The organism is Thioclava indica (genome assembly GCF_000714545.1).
GTDB classification, from domain to species: Bacteria; Pseudomonadota; Alphaproteobacteria; order Rhodobacterales; family Rhodobacteraceae; genus Thioclava; species Thioclava indica.
The window spans coordinates 1-5,002 of the sequence record NZ_AUNB01000071.1; the positions used below are offsets into that span (position 1 = coordinate 1).

At 56.6% G+C, this 5,002-nt stretch carries 6 protein-coding genes and 1 pseudogene; 4 read left to right on the plus strand and 3 right to left on the minus strand.

Annotated elements, in window-relative coordinates:
* A pseudogene (locus DT23_RS19765) lies at positions 1-214 on the plus strand (metallophosphoesterase); the annotation flags it as partial.
* A 336-nt stretch (positions 215-550) separates the two neighbouring features.
* Here DT23_RS19765 and DT23_RS16005 read toward each other — a convergent pair.
* Together DT23_RS16005 and DT23_RS16010 are read right to left on the minus strand one after the other, a co-directional pair.
* Positions 551-1,045 carry a hypothetical protein gene (locus tag DT23_RS16005; RefSeq protein ID WP_038132881.1) on the minus strand — a complete coding sequence of 165 codons (495 nt, stop codon included), beginning with the start codon at positions 1,043-1,045 and terminating at the stop codon, positions 551-553.
* A 354-nt stretch (positions 1,046-1,399) separates the two neighbouring features.
* On the minus strand, positions 1,400-1,819 hold the full coding sequence (locus DT23_RS16010) for a helix-turn-helix domain-containing protein (protein ID WP_038132883.1): 420 nt from the start codon (positions 1,817-1,819) through the stop codon (positions 1,400-1,402).
* Positions 1,820-1,990: 171 nt separating this feature from the next.
* Between DT23_RS16010 and DT23_RS16015 the strand changes: the two genes are divergently transcribed.
* The 3 genes from DT23_RS16015 to DT23_RS16025 are packed head-to-tail and all read left to right on the plus strand — an operon-like array spanning position 1,991 to position 4,088.
* Complete coding sequence (locus DT23_RS16015) at positions 1,991-3,181, plus strand: NAD(P)/FAD-dependent oxidoreductase (protein ID WP_038132885.1); 1,191 nt, start codon at positions 1,991-1,993, stop codon at positions 3,179-3,181.
* A 32-nt stretch (positions 3,182-3,213) separates the two neighbouring features.
* A complete protein-coding gene (locus DT23_RS16020; RefSeq protein WP_081847245.1) occupies positions 3,214-3,651 on the plus strand; it encodes a DUF1641 domain-containing protein in 438 nt (145 codons plus the stop codon).
* On the plus strand, positions 3,648-4,088 hold the full coding sequence (locus tag DT23_RS16025; RefSeq protein ID WP_038132887.1) for an iron-sulfur cluster assembly scaffold protein: 441 nt from the start codon (positions 3,648-3,650) through the stop codon (positions 4,086-4,088). Before DT23_RS16020 ends, DT23_RS16025 begins: the two co-directional genes overlap by 4 nt.
* A 129-nt stretch (positions 4,089-4,217) precedes the next feature.
* On the opposite strand, the gene DT23_RS16030 is transcribed toward DT23_RS16025, so the two are convergent.
* Positions 4,218-4,919 (minus strand): GIY-YIG nuclease family protein, encoded by a 702-nt coding sequence (locus tag DT23_RS16030; RefSeq protein ID WP_205618262.1) that lies wholly within the window; start codon positions 4,917-4,919, stop codon positions 4,218-4,220.
* Positions 4,920-5,002: the final 83 nt, after the last annotated feature.

A 5,002-nucleotide genomic window follows, 5' to 3' on the forward strand; every position in this document is an offset into this window, starting at 1 on the left:
GACCCATCATGCGCCCCATCCCTTCGCGCTATCTCCGGGCGGCCCGGTGCCGCAAGCCTATGCCTCAGACCTCAGCGATCTGATCAACCGCTTCCAGCCTGATCAATGGCTCTTTGGGCACACCCATCTCGCGACAGAGTTTCAGATCGGAACGACCAAGCTGCGCAATGTTTCGATGGGGTATCCGGCGAAAGGTGCAACTGGGCGTAGATAGGCAAGGACGCAAAACGGATTATAGCCGCACGCTACATGAATGGCCAATGTCGGGAAACGCCCAAAACTTTGCAAAGTTCGCTCCCTGCGCACAGCCGACCTTGGTGCGCAGCGCAGCATGTGGGTTTCGGTCTGCTAGGGCTTGAATGGCCGCTTTTGCCTGCCTGGCAGAGACGCAGCTAACGGCAACTCCCCGCCCTTGGTGTCGATCGACACTATCGGCCCAGACCGGTCATTCAGCCGATGACCCAATGCTGCGTTGCAGGCCGTCAGAGCAGCCATTCGTGTATCGTGCAGCAATTCCACCTACCGAAGATCCGCAGTGGGAAATGGCAAATCACTTACTGATCCCATGGAAAAAGAGGTCGATCTCCAGCGCCAGGCCAAACTCGAATTCATTGAGCTCTGGCCCGCTCCAGCGGTGTTGCTCGAGGAAGTCGAGAAAGTCCCGACGTTTCTGGTCGTCGCGCGGTTCCAACGCCAGCACGTCGGCGGCACGCAGCAAGTCGATCCGCTTGTGGACCTCACGCATGGCTGAGAAGGCTTCCATCATCACCGGCATTAGACGCGGGTCTTTCTGCCAGGTTTGACCTTCGAAGACCTCCTGAACGACACGGTTGCCCGAGCCCAGGCAATCATAGGCGACGCAGCCGGGAAAACCTTCTTGCGTCAAGTTGTGGTGGATCGAGCAACTGTGCCCCGAAAGGTTCCGGCAGGGTTCTCCGGGGTTCTTGTCGAAGGCGAAATCCTTACCTTTGTCGAACGCCAGGACGACGCAGCAAAGGGCCGCGCATTTCGAACAGTCGGTCTTGAGACGGTCGGTCTGGGGCATTTTAGCTTTCGATTTTCAGTGGGCTTTCGAAGGGAAGGTGTCGAGCGGCCGTATCCCGCGAAACGCCTCTGGAATGCAAGACCAGGCCTTTCCATCGCATCCCGACTCATGCCTTACGAACAAAGCGAGTGGTCTGTCTGATACCCTTGAATCCCCATCAGTTGAACGCAGGAAAGCGCCCTTTGAAAAATTGCGATGGTCGCGCAGGCCTGCACGACGTGGCCGGCTCTTTGTGGCCCCTTCCACAAGACATATCGAGTGCCCCCTGCCGGCGACCGGGTGGAGTATGGGAATCTTTGACTATATCGCCGCCTCAAGAAGAGGTCGCGCGATTTGGTTGGTGTTGCGCGCTAACTAACGTTCACCGCAAAGGTCCATCGTTTCGAAATCGAAGTCGCCTTTGTAAAGGCTGCGCAATGTCTTGACCATGGATTCGAACGACTTGTCCAACGCGATGTTGGTGGTATCGGTTGGAGAGATGTAGATGGATTTTCCCCGTGGTTCGCGCAGCAGAAAGCCGCTCTCTACCAGTTCCCCGATCTTGCGATGAAGGGTGCTGATAGGTAGGCCGAGAACTTCGGCAAGGGCAGAGAGATCATATAGCTTGCCCTGCAATCTGCCTTGAACAACGGTGCGAATAATCAGGCAGTCAATCGGCTTTCCCCACATCCCAGTTTCCATCGCATAAAAGCGGTTCAGGCACTCGATGATCTGACCTTGCACCTCCGCCCTAATGGCGGCGCGCATCTGTTCGCTGTTGTCTTCCTCCGCCATGATTTCCCTGCTCCTCCGGGCGCCATCAACAATGCCACCTTTCCAGATTGGAAGGTTTGCCGCTTGGCGACAAGGAAAAATAAATTGCACCTTATGCACAGGCAAGACGCGACCTCAAACGACATTTTGGGTCGTTGCACGGAGCGCTTGGAAACTGCAGGAGGAGGCAGCATGAAAAAGCACATACTCGTAGTTGGCGGTGGGATTGGCGGAACAATGACCGCAAACAGCATCGTCACAAAAATGTATCCTGAGGTTGCGTCGGGTAAGGTCAAGGTCACCATGCTGACTGACAGCCCTTGGCATTATTACAAACCAGCGTTCATGTATGTCGCCTTCGATATGTTCTTTGAAGGAGAGCTACGCCGCAAACAGGAAACGCTGCTGCGTCCCGAAATCGACCTTCAGATTGATAAGGTTGTCTCGTTCGATTTCGCGGGCTCCAAGGTAAAAACCGCCAGCGGCAAGACGATCGGATATGATTACATCGTCGTCTCGACGGGTTGTCTGCCAGCACCCGAGCGGATTGAGGGCCTAAAGGAAGCGGGCGATTATTTCTATCAATACGATCCCGCGCGTCAGCTTTCTGAAAAGCTGCGCAAGCTGGAAAAGGGTCGCGTCTTTATCACCGTGAACTTCCCGACGACACCGAATGTCCCGCATCAATGCGGCATCGCGCCGATGGAAACGACCTTGATGCTGGACGAATACCTACGCCGCAAGGGCATCCGCGATCAGGTGGAGATCGTCTATACTTATCCCACCGTTTCACAACTGCTGCGCAACTGCCTGTTCATGCAGGAAGAGGTCTGCAACGTGCTGCCGCCGATCTTTGAAGAGCGCGGAATCAAATATGAACGTGGCTTTACGCTGGCCAAGGTGGATGCCGACCGAAAGGTCGCGATCTCGGCGGAAGGCGAGGAGCAGGATTTCGACATTCTCATGTCTACCCCGCCGATCCGCGCTGTCGATGCGGTTTTGCAAAGTGGCGTGTCGCAAGCGCCCAACAATGAAGGCTGGCTTCCCACCAACCGCGAAACACTGCAACTTGACGGGTTTCCCAACGCTTATGTGATGGGCGACACGGTGGATCTGCCAATCTCGAAAGCAGGGGGATCGTGTCACAACCAATGCCCCGTGATCGCCAATAATATTGCCGGTGACATGCGTCTGGGGCGCACAATCGATACCTATACCGGCAGGGTTCAGGCTGTTGCGCAGATGGGCCTCGAGGTCGGTATGCCGCTTTGGTATGACTATGATGAAGACGTGCATCCGACGCCGCCCACAAAGGTTGGCGGGTTACTGCGCAAGGCGTTTAATCGCGGGATCTATTGGTCTGTTGCGCGCGGCATCATCTGATAATTCACATCTACGAAAATAAGGAGGACGCCATGGCGAACCCCACCCAAACCGGGGCGGACACACCGCTTCTCGAACGTATCAACCAAGAAAGCGCTTTTGCAGACGAGGCAACAGAAGCGGGGCTGGTCGATCTGGCCAACAAGCTCGCTCCGCTAATCCAAGGGCGCCGCTTGCACAATATCGTCGATCTTCTGTCGCTGGCGGCCGATGGCGTTGACATGGCCGATGACGCGCTGATCCAGAAGATGATGGTCGCTTACGAAGATCTGGTGAGCAATGCGTGGATGCTGTCCAATGCGGCCCGCTACGCCGCCAACACGGCCGCCCGGCAGCCGGTGCCAACGCGCCTTGGCCTGCTGCGTGCCGCCGGCGATGAGGACGTGCGCCGCGGGCTACATTTCGCGCTACAGTTCCTTGCGGTGCTCGGTCGTCAGACCGCTCGCGGGGCTGACTCAGCCGAAGCATGAGCGACAGCGACGCAGCGCTGGCCGCGTTGTATCAACCGCGCATCCGGGAGCACGCGGCCCGGGTGCGCGCAGATCGGCGGTTGGCGACGCCCGATGTGACTGTCACCTGCCGCAGCCCGGTCTGCGGTAGCATGCTGACACTGGATCTGGTTTTTCACGAGGATAAACTGGCGCAAGTAGGCTGGAAAGCCCGCGCCTGCACGCTTGGGATGGCCTCTCTGGGGATTGTCGCGCGTGCGGGAATTGGGCAGACGGAAAACCAGATCGCAGACGTGGGGCGTCAACTTTCGGCATTGCTACAGGGCGAAACGGTCGCGTTTCCAGACCCTTGGGGTGAACTGGATCTTTTCTGCGCCGCGCGCACATTCCCGACGCGGTTCGGCTCTATCGCACTCCCGTTTCAAGCAATCGCCCAAGGCTTTGCCGAGGTAAACTAAAGTCTGCCATGCGAGATTTCATCGCGGCCTAAGAGAAACGGCTACATGGGATCTTAGCGGTTTTCGGGCGAGCAAAGTCCCGCGCAGCGGACATTCGCGCCGAGTGCAGCGAATGGCGGCTCCCCGCCCTCACTTCTTTTCAATAGCCTGCTTTGCAAGGTTATACCAATACTTGTGAAGTGTCCCATTTTCAATCAGCTTGGCTGCTTGGCCAACATGTTCTGGCAACACATAAAACCACTCCCGCGGATAGACTTTTTTCCCGAAACGGTCGGTAACAAATAGCTCCGCAGGCCGCGCCTGTTCAAAGAACCTGTGCAACAAGTTCTCGACTTTTCTTCGGGACAGGTTTTTCAGGTCGTAGGTGGCAACGATATCGACTGGAGCGAGCAGGAAAGTTGGGTCGTTCCGCGCATCCGAAATCCGACGCCCCACGTCCTGTCCAGTCACGCCAATCTTGTGCAAGATCATGCGTTGCGCTTTGATCGCGGGATCTTCCGAACGGGAACGTGCGACATAGATCGTGCCCGAGAGATCTAGACGATCTGTTTCCCAATCCGGGTCCAGAGGGCCGAAGCCGAGCTTTTGGACAAGCCGGACGGTCTTGTCGTCGTTTAAAGATTTTCGGAACGACGACATCAGCGGATCGCTTTCCATCCCGTTCGAAAAGATCACGCGCAGCCGGTGATCACGAGAGCCGCCACGGGCCGTCATTTCGGATTTTTCCGCAATCAAGGCCAATAAACCATTCCGGATAAAGACGTCTCCCTCCAACGGTTCAATAATCGCCCATTTTTTGACGGGAATTGTCTCGCGTTCTCCTGCCTCCAAGGCGCGCTGAATGGCTTCAAACTTCTCTCGATACAGATCGAAATTCCGGCAGGGGACTGAACCGCCCCGGGTTTACCGGAGGG

Excerpts from the sequence above, each read along its gene's own strand:
- DT23_RS16010 (WP_038132883.1), bottom strand. The coding sequence starts at position 1,819 with ATGGCGGAGGAAGACAACAGCGAACAGATGCGCGCCGCCATTAGGGCG.
- DT23_RS16015 (WP_038132885.1), top strand. The coding sequence starts at position 1,991 with ATGAAAAAGCACATACTCGTAGTTGGCGGTGGGATTGGCGGAACAATG.
- DT23_RS16025 (WP_038132887.1), top strand. The coding sequence starts at position 3,648 with ATGAGCGACAGCGACGCAGCGCTGGCCGCGTTGTATCAACCGCGCATC.
- DT23_RS16020 (WP_081847245.1), top strand. The coding sequence starts at position 3,214 with ATGGCGAACCCCACCCAAACCGGGGCGGACACACCGCTTCTCGAACGT.
- DT23_RS16005 (WP_038132881.1), bottom strand. The coding sequence starts at position 1,045 with ATGCCCCAGACCGACCGTCTCAAGACCGACTGTTCGAAATGCGCGGCC.